We start from the raw sequence: 18502 nt of genomic DNA on the forward strand, positions 1-18502 counted from the left end.
CCTATTCTCCCGCTCCGCCGTGCAGGCTCTGCACCGGGTTGGCCGTCAGCTCCCGCACCCCGGCGAGGTCGCCGCCGAGCTGGTCCACCGCCGCGTACGCGCTCGCGATGCAGGCCGGGACGCCGACGCCGTCGTACGGGGCGCCGCACACCGCGAGCCCCGGGAGCTTGGCGATCTGCTCCCGGACGCGGGCCACGCGCGCGTGGTGCCCGACGGGGTACTGCGGCAGGCCGTCGGTCCAGCGGGTGACCCGGGTCCGCAGCGGTGCCGCGTCCAGGCCCGTGGCCTGCCGCAGGTCGTGCCGGGAGACCTCCACCAGGCCGGCGTCGTCCCGGCCGAGGACCTCCGTCTCGCCGTAGCGGCCCACGGACGTGCGCAGGACGACCACGTCCGGGTCCTCCTCGGCGATCCAGCCCCACTTCTGGGAGGCGAAGGTGGCGGCCTTGATGGTCCGGCCGTCGACGGGCGGCACCAGGAAGCCGCTGCCCTCGGGCAGGCGCAGGTCGGCGCGCCGGTAGGCGAGGGTGATCAGGGCCATCGAGGCGTACTCGACGGCGGCCAGCTCGGCGGCGGCGCCCGGGGACTCGGCGCGCAGCAGGGCGGCGGCGGCCGGGGCGGGTACGGCGACGATCACGGCGTCGGCGTGCAGCAGGCGTTCCCCGGCCTCGATCCGCCAGCCGCCGGCCGCCTCCCGGCGCAGTTCACGCGCGGGCGTGCCGGTCAGGATCTCGCCGCCCCGCGCGCGCACCGAGTCGGCGACCGCCGACGGCAGCCGCCCGACCCCGCCGGCGATGCCCATGAAGACCGGCCCGGTCTGCTGCTGGGCGGCGGCCTTCGCCTGGATCTCCCGGACGCCCTGCGTGAGGGAGACGTGGGTGCGGGCGGCCTGGAAGAGCTGCGGGACGGCGGAGCGCATGGAGATGCGGTAGGCGTCGCCCGCGTACACCCCGCCGAGCAGGGGTTCGACGAGCCGGTCGACGACCTCGCGGCCGAGCCGGGCCGCCACGTACTCCCCCACGGCTACGTCGTCGCCGGTCTCGGTGCGGGGCAGGTCGGCGTCGCGCTCGATGCGGGCCAGGCCCTCGTCCGAGAGGACGCCGGTCAGCGCGGCGGCGGTGCCGGGCACGCCCATCACATGGCCCTTGGGCATGGGCCGCAGGGCACCGCGGGTCCAGATCGAGGCGGTGGCGGTGGCGGGCGGCTGGAGCAGCTCGCCCAGTCCGGTCTCGCGGGCGAGGGCCACGGCCTCGGGGCGGCGGGCGAGCAGGGACTCGGCACCCAGGTCGACCCGCACGCCGGCGATCTCGCCGGGCAGCAGCTTGCCGCCGACCCGGTCGCCGGCCTCCAGCACGGTCACCCGCGCTCCGCGTCCCAGCAGCCGGTGCGCGGCGGCCAGTCCGGCGATGCCGGCCCCGATGACGACGACGTGCCCCGGGCTCCCGCCCGGCGCGCTGCTACCCGTTGCGCTCATGCCCCCACTCTCTCAGACCCCACCGGCGCCCCCGCCGTGAGGCGGTGTCCGGGACGAGTCCGGACCGTGACCGCATCGGAACCGGCGCCGCCGATCGTTCCCGCGCGGTCCGCCGTCGAAGGACCGTCCCAGCCCGCAAGCCCCGGGGGGTACCGCCCATGCGCACACCACACACCGCACGCCGCCGGACCCTGGCCGGGGTCCTGCTCGCCGCCTGTCTCGCGCTCGCCGGGTGCGGCGGCGCCGGCGACCTGGGCGGCTCCTCGAAGTCCGCCTCGGACGGCAGGGCCGGGGCGGCCGGCGCCCGCGGCGGCCCGGCCGGTGCCGGCGGGGCGGAGGGCGGCAGGCCCGTGCGCGGGACGCCGAAGCTCACCCCGGACGCGATCGTCCGCACCGCGTCCCTCACCGTCGAGGTCGAGGACGTGTCCAAGGCCCTGGAGGCGGCCCGGACGACCGCCGAGGACGCGGGCGGCTACGTCGGCGACGAGACGACGAGCCGGGACGCCGACGGGCACGAGCGGACCCGGGTCGTCCTGCGCGTGCCGGCCGGGAAGTACGACGAGGTCCTCACCGGCCTCCAGGGAGCGGGCCGGGTGGCCGACCGCACGGCCAAGGCGGTCGACGTCACCGACCAGGTCGTGGACGTGGACAGCCGGGTGGCGTCGCAGCGGGCCAGCGTGGCCAGGATCCGCGCGCTGATGGACAGGGCGGCCAAGCTGAGCGACGTCGTCGCCCTGGAGGGGGAGCTGAGCAGCCGCCAGGCCGATCTGGAGGCGCTGCTGGCCCGGCAGGCGTCCCTGAAGGACCGCACCGGCCTGGCCACCATCACCCTGTCGCTGTCCGAGGCACCGGTGCGGCGGGCGGACGGCTCGCCGGGCTTCACGGACGCGCTGGCGGGCGGCTGGCACGCGTTCGCCGACGTGCTGCGCTGGATCGCGCTGGCGCTCGGAGCCGCCCTGCCGTTCGCGGCCCTCGCCGCGCTGCTGGTGCTGCTGTGGCTGCGGGTCGTACGGCCCCGGCTGCCGCACCGTACGGAGCCCGCCAAGGCGACGGCCGCGCCCGGCCCGCTGCCGTCGGCCCGCCCGGCACCCGAGTCCGCCGAGCCGGCCGCGCGGGACGCGGCGGACTGAGCCGGACGGAGCCCGGGAGGGCGGCCGGGACGGGGAGGGGCCGCGCCCCGTAGCGTGGTCCCATGACCATGAGCGGTGGGCGGGGCAGCGACGGCAGGGAACGGCTCGTTGTGATCGGCGGCGACGCCGCGGGCATGTCCGCGGCGTCGCAGGCGCGGCGGCTGAAGGGCCCCGGGGAGCTGGAGATCGTGGCCTTCGAGCGCGGCCACTTCACCTCCTTCTCGGCGTGCGGCATCCCGTACTGGGTGGGCGGCGAGGTCCCCGAGCGGGACCGTCTCATCGCCCGGACGCCCGAGGAGCACCGGGAGCGCGGGATCGATCTGCGGCTGCGCACCGAGGTCACGGAGATCGACGTGCCGGGACAGCGGGTACGCGCGCGTGACGTCGATTCCGGCGCGGAGTCCTGGACGCCGTACGACCGGCTCGTCATCGCCACCGGCGCCCGCCCGGTCCGTCCGGACCTGCCCGGCGTGGACGCCCCCGGTGTGCACGGCGTGCAGACCCTGGACGACGGGCAGGCCCTGCTGGACACGCTGGCCGGCACGCGCGGCCGCAGGGCGGTGGTCGTCGGGGCCGGCTACATCGGCGTCGAGATGGCCGAGGCGCTGATCAACCGGGGCTTCGAGGTGACGGTCGTCAACCGCGGCAAGGAGCCCATGTCGACGCTCGACCCGGACATGGGCCGGATGGTGCACCGGGCCATGCAGGGCCTCGGCATCACCATGGTCAACAACGCGGAGGTCACCAAGGTCCTCACCGGGGACGACGGCCGGGTGCGCGCGGTGGCCACGGAGCACGCCGAGTACCCGGCGGATCTGGTGGTCCTGGGCATCGGCGTCCGCCCGGAGACCTCCCTCGCCCGCGCGGCCGGCCTCCCGCTCGGCGCCCACGGCGGGCTGCTCACCGACCTCGCGATGCGGGTGCGCGGGCACGAGGACATCTGGGCGGGCGGGGACTGCGTGGAGGTGCTGAACCTGGTCTCCGGGCAGGAGCAGTACGTCCCGCTCGGCACCCACGCCAACAAGCACGGCCAGGTCATCGGCACCAACGCCGGCGGCGGCTACGCCACCTTCCCCGGTGTCGTCGGCACGGCGGTCAGCAAGGTCTGCGACCTGGAGATCGCCCGCACCGGGCTGCGGGAGAAGGACGCCCGCCGGGTGGGCCTGCGCTTCGAGACGGTCACCATCGAGTCGACCAGCCGCGCCGGCTACTACCCCGGTGCCGCCCCCATGACGGTCAAGATGCTCGCCGAGTCGCGCACGGGCCGGTTGCTGGGCGTGCAGATCGTCGGCAGGGAGGGGGCGGCGAAGCGGGTCGACATCGCGGCGGTGGCGCTGACCGCGCAGATGACGGTGGAACAGATGACGGCCCTGGACCTGGGCTACGCCCCGCCGTTCTCACCGGTGTGGGACCCGGTCCTGGTGGCGGCGCGGAAGGCCGCCGCGAAGGTGCGGGCGAGCTGACCGGCGGGAGGGGCAAGGGCAACGACCGGCCGCGAGGGCGCCGCACCCCGCGGCGCGCCTACGCCGTGCCGGTGATCCGCGGCAGGGCGGAGACCGCAGCCGGCTGCTCCCCGGAGGGCTTCGCGTGGGACGCCGGCGGCCGGCTGGACCGCAGCCGGTAGCTGACCGCCTCGTCCAGGGTCACGGGCCGCTGCATCTGCGTGGCGAGCCGGCCCGCCTCCTGGCCGAGCCGCGCGACGTCCTCCCAGGGGAGCCGTACGACCAGAGAGATCTCCGCCTCACCGTCGGGCAGAGCGTGCATCGCCGAAACCTGCGGAGCGTTCGTCATCGCCTGTTCCTCACGTCGGTTGTGAAGGGATACGCACACGCGCCCGACGGCGTTCACCGATTCGTACGCCCGATCGCGGGCACTACTCCTGTGTGGTCATCCCCGTTCATGACGTGAACCCGGTGCGCCGCACCCCCTGGGTGACGTACGCCCTCATCGCCGCCAATGTGCTGGTGTTCATCACCACGCCCGGCATAGCCGGTTCCGTGGCGGGCAGCAGCCGGCTGGCGCAGCTGTGCCACCTGCAGGCCTTCATGGACCACTACGCGGCGGTCCCCCGGGAACTGATCCACCATCAGCTGCCCCGGGTCGTCCCGACCGGGGACGTCGGCGTGGGCCCCGGCGGCCCCGGCTGCGTCGTCGGGCCGCCCGGCTACGACAAGTCCCCGCCGCTGTCCGTCTTCACGGCGATGTTCCTGCACGGCGGCTGGCTGCACCTGCTGGGCAACATGCTCTTCCTGCTGATCTTCGGCAACAACGTCGAGGACCGGATGGGCCACATCCGCTACTTCCTCTTCTACGTCGTCTGCGGCTACGCGGCCGGCTACGGCTTCGCGCTGCTCAACGACACCTCCTCGGACCCCCTGATCGGCGCGTCCGGCGCCATCGCCGGCGTCCTCGGCGCCTATCTGGTCCTCTACCCGAGGGCCAGGGTGTGGGTCCTGGTGCCGTTCCTGGTCTTCCTGCCGCTGAGGCTGCCCGCCTGGCTGGTGCTGGGCTTCTGGTTCGGGCTCCAGGCGGTGTACTCGTCCGGGCACGGGGTGTCCGGCGCCGGCACGGTGGCGTACGCGGCGCACGTGGTCGGCTTCGTGGCCGGCATGCTGCTGGCCTGGCCGCTCAAGCCCGGCACACCGCCCCCGCCGGAGCCGCCCGGCCTGCTGTTCGGCAGGCGCGCGCGGCCCCACTACTCCTGGTGAGCCGGCCGGCGGCTCAGCGCGCGGTGGCGGTGTGGACGTACTCCACGAGCCGGGTCAGCGCGTCCGGGTCGGTGTTCGGCATGACGCCGTGGCCGAGGTTGAAGACGTGGCCCTCCAGGCCGGCGGCGGCGTCGAGCACCTCGCGGGCCTTGGCGGCGACGGTGTCCTTGTCGGTGAACAGCACGGTCGGGTCCAGGTTGCCCTGGAGCGCCTTGCCGGGGCCGACGCGGCGGGCGGCCTCGTCGAGCGGAACGCGCCAGTCGGCGCCGACGACGTCCGCGCCGGCCTCGCCCATGAGCTTCAGCAGCTCACCGGTGCCGACGCCGAAGTGGATGCGCGGGACGCCGTACCCGGCGACCGCGTCGAAGACCTTCGCGGAGGCCGGCATGACCGACGCGCGGTAGTCGGCGGGGGCCAGGGCGCCGGCCCAGGAGTCGAAGAGCTGGACGGCGCTCGCGCCGGCCTCGATCTGGACCTTCAGGAAGGCCGACGTGATGTCGGCGAGGCGGTCCAGCAGGTCGGCCCACAGCTCGGGGTCGCCGTACATCATCGCCTTGGCGTTCTCGTACGTGCGCGAGGGGCCGCCCTCGACCAGGTAGCTCGCGAGGGTGAAGGGCGCGCCCGCGAAGCCGATCAGCGGGGTGGCGCCCAGCTCGCGGGTGAGCATGCCGATGGCCTCGGTGACGTAGGGGACGTCCTCGGGGGTGAGGTCGCGCAGCCGGGCCAGGTCGGCGCGGGTGCGGACCGGCTGCTCGACGACCGGGCCGACGCCGGGCTTGATGTCGAGGTCGAGGCCGATGGCCTTCAGCGGGACGACGATGTCGCTGAAGAAGATCGCCGCGTCCACGTCGTGCCGGCGCACCGGCTGGAGCGTGATCTCGGTGACCAGCTCGGGCCGCATGCACGACTCCAGCATGGGAACGCCCTCGCGCACCTTGCGGTACTCCGGCAGGGAGCGGCCGGCCTGGCGCATGAACCACACCGGGGTGTGCGGCACGGGTTCGCGCCTGCACGCCTTGAGGAAGGCGCTGTCGTACGTCGCTGTCGGCTGCGGGGTGTCATTGGCGGTCACGAGGCAAGTTTCGCACGCCGCCGGGCGGGGACCGGGCCGGTGTCCCCGGTGGCCGGGGGCAGCCGGGTAGGTCGCAGCGGGTGTCTTGCCCTGCACGACGCCCCGGTTCCCCTTACTCTTCCCCGCATGGCTGCGGCTCACGGACGAATGTCGGACAGCGCTGACGGAACGGGCGACGTGAAGGACACCGAGGGGGCGGACGGGCACTCCGGTGCCTCGGGTCCGCCGGCTTTCCGCACCGCGGTCGAGGCCCTGCGCGCCAGCCGGCTGCGGCCGCAGGTGGAGGTGGAGCCGACGCCGGCCCCGCAGCGGCTCGCCCCCTACGCGTACGCGGTGGAGGCGGTGGTGGTGGACGGCGAGCAGGAGCTGGCCGACGGGCGGCTGGTGCTGCTGCACGACCCGGCCGGGCACGACGCCTGGCGGGGCACGTTCCGGCTGGTGACGCTGGTGCGCGCGGAGCTGGAGCCGGAGATGGCGGCCGATCCGCTGCTGCCGGAGGTGTGCTGGTCCTGGCTGACCGGGGCGCTGGCGGCGCGCGGGCTGGGCTACGGGGAACCGAGCGGCACGATCACACGTGCCAGTTCGCACTACTTCGGCGGGCTGGCCGAGCGGCCGGCCGCGTCGCAGATCGAGATCCGGGCCTCCTGGACGCCCCGCGAGGGCCTGGGCGGGGTGCCGGACACGGCCGCCCACCTGTCCTCCTGGTGCGATCTGCTGGCACAGGTCGCGGGCCTGCCGCCGGCCGGGCCCGGGGACGCGTCGGTGGTGTCCCTGCCGCAGCGCAGGGGCCCGCAGTCCCGGTGACCGTCGGCGCCACACCCTTCGTTGACCGTCTCTTTGTCGATACGGCCATTTTCCGTACTCGAATCGCACCCGCTCGAACCGACTTGATCTTCGGATGATCGATCGCGTGTCCGAATTGCACAGATTGTTACTCACTAGATCGTGATCATTCTCTAAAGGCGGACGAGTTTGCTGCCGAAGACGACTGTGACCTTGAAAGCACGGTTCGTCCCGGCTTCATCCCCACAAGCCGGCCCCGTCCCCCCACCCAGGAGGCCTGGTGTCCGTTCTCCTCGAGCAACCCGCAAGCCTGGTCGCCTACCGCCCGAACAAGCCGACCGCCATGGTGGTCGTGGCCGACCCCCGCGTCCGCTCCACCGTCACCCGCCACCTGTGGGCGCTCGGCGTGCGCGATGTCATCGAGGCCTCGTCCATCGCGGAGGCTCGTCCCCGCATCGGCAACCCCCGCGACATCTGCGTCGCCGACGTCCACCTGCCCGACGGCTCCGGCCTCACCCTGCTGTCCGAGACCCGCGCCGCGGGCTGGCCCAACGGACTCGCCCTCTCCGCCGCCGACGACATCGGCGCCGTCCGCAACGCGCTGGCCGGCGGCGTCAAGGGCTACGTCGTCACCGGCACCCGCACCAACATCGGGCTGCCCGCCCGGCCCGGTGCCGCTCCCCTCGGCGCCGCCGCCCGTATGCACCGCCGCCCCCCGGGTGCCCCGAGCCACCCGGGCGGCTACCGGGAGCTGTCCGGACGCGAGGTCGAGGTGCTGCGGCTGGTCGCGGAGGGCCAGTCGAACAAGGCGATCGGCGTCTCCATGGGCCTGTCCGCCCTGACCGTGAAGAGCCACCTCGCCCGCATCGCCCGCAAGCTGGGGACGGGGGACCGGGCCGGCATGGTGGCCGTGGCCCTGCGCACCGGAATCATCCACTGAGCCCACCGGACGCCCCCTTCGGCGCATCCGGCCTTCACTCGTGTGAACCAGCCCTTTCCCCGAGCTGACTGGTTTACGCCCCTCTCGCGCCCGTCGACGGAACGTTCCGTCGACGGGCGCGGTCCACACACGGATACCCTTGACAGGTGACCGACGCCCAAGACACCGCAGCAGACAGTTCCCTGCGCACCGCCGGGGGCACCCCTCCGGACGACGCAGGTTCTTCTGTGACGGGGGCGCCGACTCCTTTGCTGGAACCGCGCGAGGGCATCCCGCCCGTGATCGCCGACGAGGCGGCCCTCGACCGGGTGGTCGCCGCCTTCGCCGCCGGCACCGGCCCGGTCGCCGTGGACGCCGAACGCGCCTCCGGCTACCGCTACGGACAGCGCGCCTACCTGGTGCAGCTGCGCCGCGAGGGCGCCGGGACCGCGCTGATCGACCCCGTCGCCTGCCCCGACCTGTCCGGCCTCGGCGCAGCCCTGTCCGGCGTGGAGTGGGTGCTGCACGCGGCCACCCAGGACCTGCCCTGTCTGCGCGAGATAGGCATGGTCCCGAGCCGCCTGTTCGACACCGAGCTGGCCGGCCGGCTCGCGGGCTTCCCGCGGGTCGGTCTCGGCGCCATGGTGGAGGGCGTCCTCGGCTTCGTCCTGGAGAAGGGCCACTCGGCCGTCGACTGGTCGACCCGCCCGCTCCCCGAGCCCTGGCTGCGGTACGCGGCGCTCGACGTCGAGCTCCTCGTCGACCTGCGGGACGCCCTGGAGAAGGAGCTGGACCGGCAGGGCAAGCTGGAGTGGGCCCTGCAGGAGTTCGACGCGATCGCGTCCGCGCCCCCGTCCGAGCCGCGCAAGGACCCCTGGCGCCGCACGTCCGGGATGCACAAGGTGCGCCGGCGCCGGCAGCTCGCGGTCGTGCGCGAGCTGTGGCAGACCCGGGACCGGATCGCGCAGCGGCGGGACGTGTCGCCGGGGAAGGTGCTGAGCGACACGGCCATCGTGGAGGCGGCGCTGGCCCTGCCGGGCAGTGTGCACGTCCTCGCCGGGCTGAACGGGTTCGGGCACCGGATGGGGCGGCGGCAGCTGGAGCAGTGGCAGGCCGCGGTGGACCGCGCCAAGGCCCTTCCCGACAGCGCGCTGCCGCAGCCGGGGCAGCCGGTGACGGGGCCCCCGCCGCCGCGTGCCTGGGCCGACAAGGACCCGGCCGCGGCCGCTCGCCTGTCCGCCGCCCGGGCGGGGGTGACCGCACTGGCCGAACGGCTCGCCATGCCCCAGGAGAACGTGATCTCTCCGGACACGGTGCGGCGGATCTGCTGGGAGCCGCCGGCGCCCGTCGACGAGGGGTCCGTGGGTGCCGCGCTGGCCGGGTACGGAGCGCGGCCCTGGCAGATCGGGCTGGTCACGCCGGTGCTGGTCGACGCCCTGTCGGCCCGGGACTGAGAAGCACCGGGCCGGCGGACCGTCACCCGCCCGCTCCTCGCACGCGGGCGCCGCGGGGGCCGCGCAAGCGGAGGAGGGACGGCGAGATCGCGCCAAGATCCTGGGAGAGAGGGCGCTGGAGCGTGGCGCGCCGGACCGGCTCGCGGGCCGTGGAACCGCACCGCCGGCCGGACGCGGAAGATGTGACCTTCGCCGCTCCCGTCTCCCGGACTGTGCAGCTACGTTACTCATAAGTAGCATGGGTCCTGAGCGCGCGCTCAGCGCAACGCAGCAGTGCCATCCCGCACAGGAGGAGAGCCATCGTGCCTCGTACCGTCAGGGACGTCGTCTTCGTCGACGGCGTCCGTACCCCGTTCGGCAAGGCGGGCCCGAAGGGCATCTACCACGAGACCCGCGCGGACGACCTCGTCGTGAAGGCGATCCGGGAGCTGCTGCGCCGCAACCCCGGTCTGGACCCCAAGAAGATCGACGAGGTCGCCATCGCGGCGACCACGCAGATCGGTGACCAGGGTCTGACCCTCGGCCGTACCGCCGGCATCCTCGCGGGTCTGCCGCAGTCCGTGCCCGGTTACTCCATCGACCGCATGTGCGCCGGCGCGCTGACCGCCGTGACGACCACCGCCGGTTCGATCGCCTTCGGCGCCTACGACGCCGTCATCGCCGGTGGTGTCGAGCACATGGGCCGCCACCCGATGGGCGAGGGCGTCGACCCGAACCCGCGGTTCGTGAGCGAGAAGCTCGTCGACGAGTCGGCCCTCTTCATGGGCATGACCGCGGAGAACCTGCACGACCGCTACCCGCACATCACCAAGCTGCGCGCCGACGAGTACGCGGTGCGCTCGCAGGAGAAGGCCGCCAAGGCGTACGCCAACGGCAAGATCCAGGCCGACCTGGTGCCGATCTCGGTGCGCCGGACCAGCCCGGAGGGCGGGGAGACCGGCTGGGGCCTGGTCACCGCCGACGAGCCGATGCGCCCGGGGACCACCCTGGAGAACCTGGCGAACCTCAAGACGCCGTTCCGTGTGCACGGCCGGGTCACCGCCGGCAACGCGGCCGGCCTGAACGACGGCGCCACCGCGTCGATCATCGCGAGCGAGGACTTCGCCCGCGAGAACGGCCTGCCCGTCAAGATGCGCCTGGTGTCGTACGCCTTCGCGGGCGTCGAGCCGGAGGTCATGGGCTACGGCCCGATCCCGGCCACGGAGAAGGCCCTCGCCAAGGCGGGCCTGTCCATCTCCGACATCGGCCTGTTCGAGATCAACGAGGCCTTCGCCGTGCAGGTGCTGGCCTTCCTCGACCACTACGGCATCGCCGACGACGACGAGCGCGTCAACCAGTACGGCGGCGCCATCGCCTTCGGCCACCCGCTGGCCTCCTCCGGCGTCCGCCTGATGACGCAGCTGGCCCGCCAGTTCGAGGAGCAGCCGCACGTCCGCTACGGCCTGACCACCATGTGCGTCGGCTTCGGCATGGGCGCGACGGTCGTCTGGGAGAACCCGCACTTCGAGGGGGACAAGTGAGCACCACCGCCGAGCTTCTGAAGCAGGCCTCGGACCTGTTCCCCGACGAGGTCGTCACCAGTGCGCACGTACGCCACTTCGACCTGCCCTTCGGGGCCGGCCGCTTCGCGCTGATCACGCTGGACAACGGCCTGGACCACACCAAGCCGACCACCTTCGGCCCCGCCTCGCTCGCGAACCTGAACACCGCGATCGACCAGGTCGAGAAGGAGGCCGCGGACGGCGAGATCGTCGGTGCCGGCATCACCGGCAAGCCGTTCATCTTCGCGGTCGGCGCCGACCTCAAGGGCGTCGAGCTGCTGAAGGAGCACGAGCACGCGCTCGCCATCGGCAAGGGCGGCCACGAGGTCTTCAAGCGCCTGGCGAAGCTGGCCGTCCCGACCTTCGCCTACTACAACGGCGCGGCGATGGGCGGCGGCGTCGAGGTCGGCCTGCACTGCACCTACCGCACCGTCTCCAAGGCGATCCCGGCGTTCTCGCTGCCCGAGGTCTTCCTCGGCCTGGTGCCCGGCTGGGGCGGCTGCACGCTGCTGCCGAACCTGATCGGCCCCGAGAAGGCCGTCTCGGTCATCATCGAGAACTCGCTCAACCAGAACAAGCAGCTCAAGGGTCGGCAGGTCTTCGACCTCGGGATCGCCGACGCGCTCTTCGAGGGCGCCGACTTCCTGGAGCAGTCGCTGATCTGGACCGCCCAGGTGCTCAAGGGCGACGTCAAGGTCGAGCGCCCGGTGATCGACCGCGGCGAGGCCTGGGACCAGGCCGTCGCCAAGGGCCGCTTCATCGCGGACTCCAAGGTGCACGGCGCGGCCCCGGCCGCCTACCGCGCCCTCGACATCATCGCCGCCGCGAAGAACGAGGACCTCCAGCAGGGCTTCGACGCCGAGGACCAGGCCCTCGCCGACCTGATCATGGGCGGTGAACTGCGCGCCGGCATCTACGCGTTCAACCTGGTGCAGAAGCGCGGCAAGCGCCCCGCCGGCGCCCCGGACAAGAACCTGGCGCGCCCGGTCACCAAGGTGGGCGTGGTCGGCGCGGGCCTCATGGCCTCCCAGCTGGCGCTGCTGTTCCTGCGCCGCCTGGAGGTGCCGGTCGTGCTGACCGACATCGACCAGGAGCGGGTCGACAAGGGTGTGGGCTACGTCCACGCCGAGATCGACAAGCTGCTCGGCAAGGGCCGGATCAACCAGGACAAGGCCAACCGCCTCAAGGCCCTGGTGACCGGTGTCCTGGACAAGGCGGAGGGCTTCTCCGACGCGGACTTCGTCATCGAGGCCGTGTTCGAGGAGATCGGTGTCAAGCAGCAGGTGTTCGCCGAGGTCGAGGCGGTCGCCCCGGCGCACGCGATCCTCGCCACCAACACCTCGTCCCTGTCGGTGACGGAGATGGCGTCGAAGCTCAAGCACCCCGAGCGGGTCGTGGGCTTCCACTTCTTCAACCCGGTGGCCGTCCTGCCGCTGCTGGAGATCGTCCGCGGCGAGCAGACCGACGACGCGTCCCTCGCGACCGCGTTCGCCGTCGCCAAGAAGCTGAAGAAGACCGCGGTGCTGGTCAAGGACGCCCCGGCGTTCGTCGTGAACCGCATCCTGACCCGCTTCATGGGCGAGATCCAGAACGTCATCGACGAGGGCACCCCGGTCGAGGTCGCCGAGAAGGCCGTCGAGCCGCTCGGTCTGCCGATGTCCCCGCTGGTGCTGCTGGAGCTGGTCGGCCCCGCCATCGGTCTGCACGTCTCGGAGACCCTGCACGGCGCGTTCCCGGACCGCTTCACGGTCTCCCCGAACCTCAAGGCGGTCGTGGAGGCGGGCAAGCGCGGCTTCTACGTCTACGACAGCGGCAAGCCGGAGCTGGACCCGGAGGTCGCGGCGCTGCTCAAGCAGGGCGACGTCGTGCTGACCGAGGAGCAGGTGCGGGCGCGGGTGCTGGACGCGGTGGCGCAGGAGATCGGGCTCATGCTCGACGAGGGCGTCGTCGCCGAGGCCCAGGACATCGACCTGTGCCTGATCACGGGTGCCGGCTGGCCCTTCCACCTGGGCGGCATCACGCCGTACCTGGACCGTGAGGGCGTCAGCGAGCGCGTCAACGGCAAGCGGTTCCTGGCGCCGGGCGTGGCGAGCGTCCCGGCGTGACGCTCCACCGGTGAACACCGGGTGCCCGCACTCCGCCCGGGGTGCGGGCACCCGGCGTTTCCGGGTGCCGGCCGGGCTCAGGCCCCGGCGGGACGGCCGTCGTCGACGTGGACGACGTGCAGCTCCCTGCCGTCCCGGTCGCGGCGGGAGCGCCCGAGGATGCCCACGGCCAGGTGCGAGGGGTCCTCGGAATCCTCCAGGGCGACGAAGGTGACGACGTCCGGGTGGTGGCCCGTCACCAGCCAGCCCTCGCCGTTGTCCAGTTCGAGCACCCGGAAGTCGCCCGCCGGACCGCCCACGCTCACGGGGCCGTACTCGCGCAGGATCCCGGTGGCCCGGTCGGCGAGCCCTCCCCCCGGCTCCTCCAGCACCACGCACGTGCCGTGCTCGAACAGCACCCACGGTTTCCCGGATCCGGCGAGCAGACGCCGCCAGGCGTCGATGAGTGTCTCGGTGTCCACGACGGCCATCACATCATGGCGCGCTCAGACCTCACGCCACGCCTCCAGCGCCAGCCCCTGCTCGTCCTTGCGCCGGGTCAGCAGGAGCCGTCCGGCCGACGGGGACAGCGTCGCCGCCACCACCCGGTCCTCCTCGTCCGTCGTGAGGGACACCAGCGCGTCCAGCGGGAGTTCGGGACCCGACTCGGTCCACCAGGCACCCGCCGACTCCAGTTCGGTCGGGTACGCGGCGAAGGCGACGCGGCGGCTCTCGGTCCGCTGGACCAGCAGGGTGCAGTCGTGCCCGTCGAGGTCGCAGCGGACCGCCGACACCGGGCCGGGGCCGGCCGCGGGCAGCAGGGTGACCGGCTCGCCGCCCGGACGCCAGGCGCACAGGTCGCCGGAGGTACCGGTGTAGAAGACGGTCGTGCGCTCCGGGGAGGTGGCCAGGGCGCGCAGGGTGCCCGGGCGGACCGGTGCCTTCAGCGCCTCCTGGAGCTCGGGCTGGGCGCCCGGCTCCTCCTGACGCCAGTACAGCAGGCCCTCGGGGACGGCCGCGTACAGCTCGACCCGGCCGGACTCCCCCGTGACCGCCGCGAGTCCGTCGTGGACCTCCGCGCCCTTCAGGTCCCGCCAGGGGTCCCAGCCGCCCTTCTCCTTCTGGGCGAGCATGCTGACTCCGCCGCCCTTGTTGCGGACGAAGACATGGGCGCGGCCCTGGGCGTCCACCGCGACGGCGGGCGTGCCGGTGCGGTCGCCCTTCTTGTCCGGGTGGCCGATCGGGTGCCAGTCCAGGGCCGCCAGGTGCGGGCGGAAGTGCGTGGAGTGCACGAGCCCGGACTCGCCCTTGGTGGTGGGCCGCCAGGAGACCAGGTGGGCGTAGCCGTCGGCGCCCTGGCCGACCGCCAGGACGGTGTGCAGCCGCTGCTCGCCACCGACCTTGCGCGGGGCGGACCAGGGGCCGCGGGGGCCGCGCTCCGCCCGGCACAGGACGGCGTCGCCCGACAGCTGGTAGACACTGAGCCGGCCGTCTCGGCCGCGGAGGAGCCAGTCGCCGTTCACCGGTTCACTTTAAGCCGCCCGGTACCGGCCCCGGGGCCCGGCCCCGGCCGTCAGCCGTGGTCATGGCACCCTGGGGTCCATGACCGGCCCGCAGGACCCCGCCGCCCCTCCCCCCGCCCCTCTGCTCGTCGTGGTGGACGGCGCGAACGTCGTCGGGTCGCGGCCCGACGGCTGGTGGCGGGACCGCAAGGGGGCGGCCGAGCGGCTGCGGGACCGGCTGGCGGGCGGGGGCCTGCCCGGGCACCCGGGTCCCGTGGAGATCGTGCTCGTGGTCGAGGGCGCGGCCCGGGGCGTGGCGTCCGTACCGGGCGTGCGGGTGGAGTCGGCGCCGGGCAGCGGGGACGACCGGATCGTGGAGCTGACCGCCGAGCACGCCGGCCGGCCCCGCCTGGTGGTGACCGCCGACCGCGAACTGCGCCGCCGCGTGACGGCCCTGGGCGCGGAGGTGGCGGGCCCCCGCACGATCCTGGACTGAGCGGCACCACCCGTTCACGGGAGCTGGGGCCCCCGTCGGCACCCGACGTCGGCGCCTGAGCGGCCACCGCTGTCCGACGTCACCGGGCCCCGGAGCACCGGCCAGGCCGGCCGGCAGCCGCTCCCGGCGCTCGTGAGGCCGCCCCGACCCGTCCGGCGCCGCCGCACCCACCCCGAACCACCCCCTCCCCCTGCCCCGCCGGGCTCTGCGTCCGGTAGGGCTCCGGCGTACGCCCGCCGACGCCCCGGAGGCCCGGCCTCGGCGTCAGCCCTGCGGCACCCGGGCGTACAGGACCGCGCCGTCCACCCGGGCCACCTCCGTGTAACCCGCCGTCAGCAGGCGGTGCAGGGTGGGCAGGCGGGCGGGGGCGTACGGCTTGCCGCGGGAGTCGTCGACGACCAGCGCGGGGGCGTGCGCGGTCATCTCGCGCCGGAAGACCGGCCAGGCACCGGCGACGGCGTACTTCTCGCCGACCTGGGGGCCGTCCCGGCCGCCGCTGTAGTTGGTGAGCAGGCCCGCGGTGAGGTAACGGGTGGCGGGGGTGCGGCCGGCCAGCCAGTACGTCTCCGGGTGTATCCCCCAGACGAGGACCCGGTCGGCGGGCGCCGTGCGCTGTGCGAGGGCCGCGGCCAGCCGTTCGGCGTGCGCGAGTTCGGGCCGGGGGGCGAGCAGGCCCCAGCCGACGAAGAGGGCGCAGCAGCAGGCCGAGGTGAGCACGGCGGCCGGGTGCCCGTCCCGGGGCAGGACGCGCAGCGCGGCGGTGGCCAGCAGGGCGAGGGGCGGGGTGAGTTGCAGGTAGTAGTGGCCGAAGAAGTGGCAGCCGAGGGCGACGGCGAGCGCCGAGGAGGCCAGCCACAGCCACAGCCACGCCTCGGCCGTACCGGCGCGGGCGCCGCGCAGGGCCCGTACGACCGGTGGGAGCAGCCCCGCCGACGCCACCGCGAGGATCGCGGTGTTGGTCAGCGCGCGGGCCAGGACGTGGAGTTCGGAGCCGGTGACGGAGGCGTAGGCGGTGGAGCCGGTCACCGTCCAGAACAGGAAGCCGGCCGGGTCCGTCGCCAGGGCCGCGCCGAGCACGGGTGCGGCGCAGCCGGCCACCAGCCGTGGCAGGCCCGCGCGGGTGCCGCCCCGCTGCTGCAGCAGCCAGACCACCGGCAGCAGCACCGCGCCGCCGGTCTGCTTGGTGAGGAACGCGGCGGCGACGGCGGCCCCGGCGGCGCCCCAGCGCCCCCGGTCGGCGCACCACAGGGCGGCGGCCGTCCAGGGCAGTATGAACACCTCGAAGGTGGCGGCCTGCGCGTCCTCCGGGTTGAGCCCGACGGAGACCAGCAGGTACAGCACCCCGGCGGTGCGGCCGGAGCGCTCGCCCCAGCGACGCCGGGCCAGGGAGGCCAGCAGGGCGGCGGTGAGCAGCTGGGCGAGGACGGCGAGCACCCGCAGCGAGGTCAGGGAGCCGGAGCCGCAGAGCGCGAACGCGGCCTGGTAGAGCCAGGGCAGCAGCGGCGGTTTGCGGTCGACGACGGTGTCGTACAGCTCCCCGCCCTGGGCGAGCAGCCGTGCCTGTACGGCGAGGAAGCCCTCGTCCGGGTTCCACAGCGGCCGGCGGAAGGAGGGGATCCGGGTGACGCAGGCCAGGGTCGCGAGGAGGGGCAGCAGCCGCGCCCAGTACGCCGTCCGGCTGACCGTGGTCCGTGCGGGGGCGAGCGGGGCGACGAGCATGGTCGCACGCTATCCGGCCCCGCCGTCCCAGCCGAAGCGGGACATACGGGGCCGGGCCTTGAGTGTGCGGGTCACCCCGTCGCCTTCGGCGGGCGCGCGGTCTCACCGGCCGTGGCCTGCTCGCGCCGCGCGAGGCGGCTGTGCGTACGGCCGTAGAAGAAGTAGACGAAGAAGCCGATGACCATCCAGATGGCGAACCGGATCCAGGTCTCGGCGGGCAGGTTGAGCATCAGCCACAGCGAGGCGCACACGGACAGGACCGGCACGACCGGGACCCACGGGGTGCGGAAGGCGCGGTCCAGGTCCGGGCGGGACCTGCGCAGGATGATGACGCTCAGGGCGACGACGATGAACGCGAACAGCGTGCCGATGTTCACCAGTTCGGCGAGTTCGCTGAGGCTGGTGAAGCCCGCGACGATCGCGATGACGCCGCCGAGCAGGATGGTGGACCGGTACGGGGTGCGGAACCGCGGGTGGGTGTGCGCGAAGAAGCGGGGCAGCAGCCCGTCGCGGCTCATGGCGAAGAAGACCCGGGACTGGCCGAGCAGCAGGATCATGCACACCGTGGTCAGGCCGACGGCGGCGCCGAAGCTGATCAGGCCCGCGTACCAGGGGTGCCCGGTGGCCTTGAACGCGTCGGCGAGGGGCGCCTTGATCGACAGCGCGCTGTACTTCTGCATGCCGGTGACGACGATCGACACGGCGACGTACAGGGCGGTGCAGATGATCAGGGAGCCCAGGATGCCGCGCGGGACGTCGCGCTGCGGGTTGCGGGTCTCCTCGGCGGCGGTGGCGACGACGTCGAAGCCGATGAACGCGAAGAAGACCACGGAGGCCGCGGTGAAGATGCCCATCACGCCGAAGTGCGAGGGTGCCCAGCCGATCATCAGCTGGATCAGGGGGGCCTTGAGGTTCCCGCCCGCCTCGGCCGACTGCGCCTTCGGGATGAAGGGGTCGTAGTTGCCGGCCTTCACGAAGAAGGCGCCCGCGATGATCACGACGAGGACGACGGCCACCTTGACGGCGACGACCACGGAGGTGACCCGCGCGGACAGCTTCATCCCGATGACGAGGATGGCGGTGAGCACCAGGACCAGGGCCGCGGCGAGGATGTCGAAGCCGAAGCCGGTGGCACCGTCCCGGCCGGACAGGGCCTCGGGCAGGTGCCAGCCCGCGTTGTCGAGCAGCGAGGCTATGTACCCTGACCAGCCGACCGCGACCACGGCCGTGCCGAGCGCCAGTTCGAGGACGAGGTCCCAGCCGATGATCCAGGCGGGGAGTTCGCCGAGCGAGGCGTAGGAGAAGGTGTAGGCGGAGCCCGCCACGGGGACGGTGGAGGCGAACTCGGCGTAGCAGAGGGCGGCGAGCGCGCAGACGACACCGGCCACGACGAAGGACAGCGACACGGCGGGGCCGGCGGTGTTCCTCGCCGCTGTGCCGGTGAGGACGAAGATTCCGGTGCCGATGATGACACCGACGCCGAACACGGTCAGGTCGAGGGCGGTCAGCGACTTCCTGAGCGAGTGTTCGGGTTCCTCGGTGTCCTGGATGGACTGCTCGACGTTCTTCGTCCGGAACAGCGCGTTGCTCACGTACCTACCTCCCACGCTTGTGAGACCTCGA

16 protein-coding genes are annotated in these 18502 nt (G+C 73.7%); 9 read left to right on the forward strand and 7 right to left on the reverse strand.

The window, feature by feature from the left end; genetic code table 11:
- Nucleotide 1: 1 nt before the first annotated feature.
- Nucleotides 2–1471, reverse strand: coding sequence for a protoporphyrinogen oxidase (gene hemG / locus AB0947_RS01085; protein WP_366748175.1), 1470 nt, complete (start codon nucleotides 1469–1471; stop codon nucleotides 2–4).
- Between the two features lie 158 nt (nucleotides 1472–1629).
- On the opposite strand from hemG, the gene AB0947_RS01090 reads away from it, so the two are divergent.
- Nucleotides 1630–2601 carry a DUF4349 domain-containing protein gene (locus tag AB0947_RS01090; protein WP_366748176.1) on the forward strand — a complete coding sequence of 324 codons (972 nt, stop codon included), beginning with the start codon at nucleotides 1630–1632 and terminating at the stop codon, nucleotides 2599–2601.
- A gap of 62 nt (nucleotides 2602–2663) precedes the next feature.
- Nucleotides 2664–4064 carry an FAD-dependent oxidoreductase gene (locus AB0947_RS01095; protein WP_366748177.1) on the forward strand — a complete coding sequence of 467 codons (1401 nt, stop codon included), beginning with the start codon at nucleotides 2664–2666 and terminating at the stop codon, nucleotides 4062–4064.
- 58 nt (nucleotides 4065–4122) lie between these two features.
- Here AB0947_RS01095 and AB0947_RS01100 read toward each other — a convergent pair whose 3' ends face one another.
- Nucleotides 4123–4392 (reverse strand): hypothetical protein, encoded by a 270-nt coding sequence (locus AB0947_RS01100; RefSeq protein WP_225808262.1) that lies wholly within the window; start codon nucleotides 4390–4392, stop codon nucleotides 4123–4125.
- Between the two features lie 92 nt (nucleotides 4393–4484).
- Here AB0947_RS01100 and AB0947_RS01105 point away from each other — a divergent pair, with 92 nt between their 5' ends.
- The gene (locus AB0947_RS01105; RefSeq protein WP_366748178.1) at nucleotides 4485–5309 is read left to right on the forward strand and encodes a rhomboid family intramembrane serine protease; all 825 of its coding nucleotides are present in this window, start codon (nucleotides 4485–4487) and stop codon (nucleotides 5307–5309) included.
- Between the two features lie 13 nt (nucleotides 5310–5322).
- Here the strand turns inward: AB0947_RS01105 and hemE are convergent, their stop codons facing one another.
- Nucleotides 5323–6381 (reverse strand): uroporphyrinogen decarboxylase, encoded by a 1059-nt coding sequence (gene hemE, locus AB0947_RS01110; RefSeq protein WP_366748179.1) that lies wholly within the window; start codon nucleotides 6379–6381, stop codon nucleotides 5323–5325.
- A gap of 126 nt (nucleotides 6382–6507) precedes the next feature.
- Between hemE and AB0947_RS01115 the strand changes: the two genes are divergently transcribed.
- From AB0947_RS01115 to AB0947_RS01135, 5 genes are all read left to right on the forward strand, one after another.
- Entirely contained in the window at nucleotides 6508–7185 is a 678-nt protein-coding gene (locus tag AB0947_RS01115) for a DUF3000 domain-containing protein (protein ID WP_366748180.1), read from the forward strand.
- 259 nt (nucleotides 7186–7444) lie between these two features.
- On the forward strand, nucleotides 7445–8104 hold the full coding sequence (locus AB0947_RS01120) for a response regulator transcription factor (protein WP_014675646.1): 660 nt from the start codon (nucleotides 7445–7447) through the stop codon (nucleotides 8102–8104).
- 146 nt (nucleotides 8105–8250) lie between these two features.
- The gene (locus AB0947_RS01125) at nucleotides 8251–9537 is read left to right on the forward strand and encodes a ribonuclease D (protein WP_366748181.1); all 1287 of its coding nucleotides are present in this window, start codon (nucleotides 8251–8253) and stop codon (nucleotides 9535–9537) included.
- Nucleotides 9538–9839: 302 nt separating this feature from the next.
- The gene (locus AB0947_RS01130) at nucleotides 9840–11057 is read left to right on the forward strand and encodes an acetyl-CoA C-acyltransferase (RefSeq protein WP_171151863.1); all 1218 of its coding nucleotides are present in this window, start codon (nucleotides 9840–9842) and stop codon (nucleotides 11055–11057) included.
- Nucleotides 11054–13183, forward strand: coding sequence for a 3-hydroxyacyl-CoA dehydrogenase NAD-binding domain-containing protein (locus AB0947_RS01135; RefSeq protein ID WP_366748182.1), 2130 nt, complete (start codon nucleotides 11054–11056; stop codon nucleotides 13181–13183). Before AB0947_RS01130 ends, AB0947_RS01135 begins: the two co-directional genes overlap by 4 nt.
- A 77-nt stretch (nucleotides 13184–13260) precedes the next feature.
- On the opposite strand, the gene AB0947_RS01140 is transcribed toward AB0947_RS01135, so the two are convergent.
- Together AB0947_RS01140 and AB0947_RS01145 are read right to left on the reverse strand one after the other, a co-directional pair.
- Complete coding sequence (locus AB0947_RS01140; RefSeq protein ID WP_366748183.1) at nucleotides 13261–13653, reverse strand: hypothetical protein; 393 nt, start codon at nucleotides 13651–13653, stop codon at nucleotides 13261–13263.
- Between the two features lie 15 nt (nucleotides 13654–13668).
- A complete protein-coding gene (locus tag AB0947_RS01145; protein WP_366748184.1) occupies nucleotides 13669–14685 on the reverse strand; it encodes a hypothetical protein in 1017 nt (338 codons plus the stop codon).
- 79 nt (nucleotides 14686–14764) lie between these two features.
- Here AB0947_RS01145 and AB0947_RS01150 point away from each other — a divergent pair, with 79 nt between their 5' ends.
- Nucleotides 14765–15160, forward strand: coding sequence for an NTP pyrophosphohydrolase (locus AB0947_RS01150; RefSeq protein WP_366748185.1), 396 nt, complete (start codon nucleotides 14765–14767; stop codon nucleotides 15158–15160).
- Nucleotides 15161–15424: 264 nt separating this feature from the next.
- Here the strand turns inward: AB0947_RS01150 and AB0947_RS01155 are convergent, their stop codons facing one another.
- Nucleotides 15425–16879, reverse strand: a complete 1455-nt coding sequence (locus AB0947_RS01155) for a glycosyltransferase family 39 protein (RefSeq protein ID WP_366748186.1) — start codon at nucleotides 16877–16879, stop codon at nucleotides 15425–15427.
- Nucleotides 16880–16950: 71 nt separating this feature from the next.
- Nucleotides 16951–18471, reverse strand: a complete 1521-nt coding sequence (locus tag AB0947_RS01160; RefSeq protein WP_366748187.1) for an amino acid permease — start codon at nucleotides 18469–18471, stop codon at nucleotides 16951–16953.
- Nucleotides 18472–18502 lie beyond the last annotated feature (31 nt).

The sequence above is a fragment of the Streptomyces sp. NPDC047841 genome (genome assembly GCF_040704085.1).
In the GTDB taxonomy this organism is placed as follows: domain Bacteria; phylum Actinomycetota; class Actinomycetes; order Streptomycetales; family Streptomycetaceae; genus Streptomyces; species Streptomyces argyrophylli.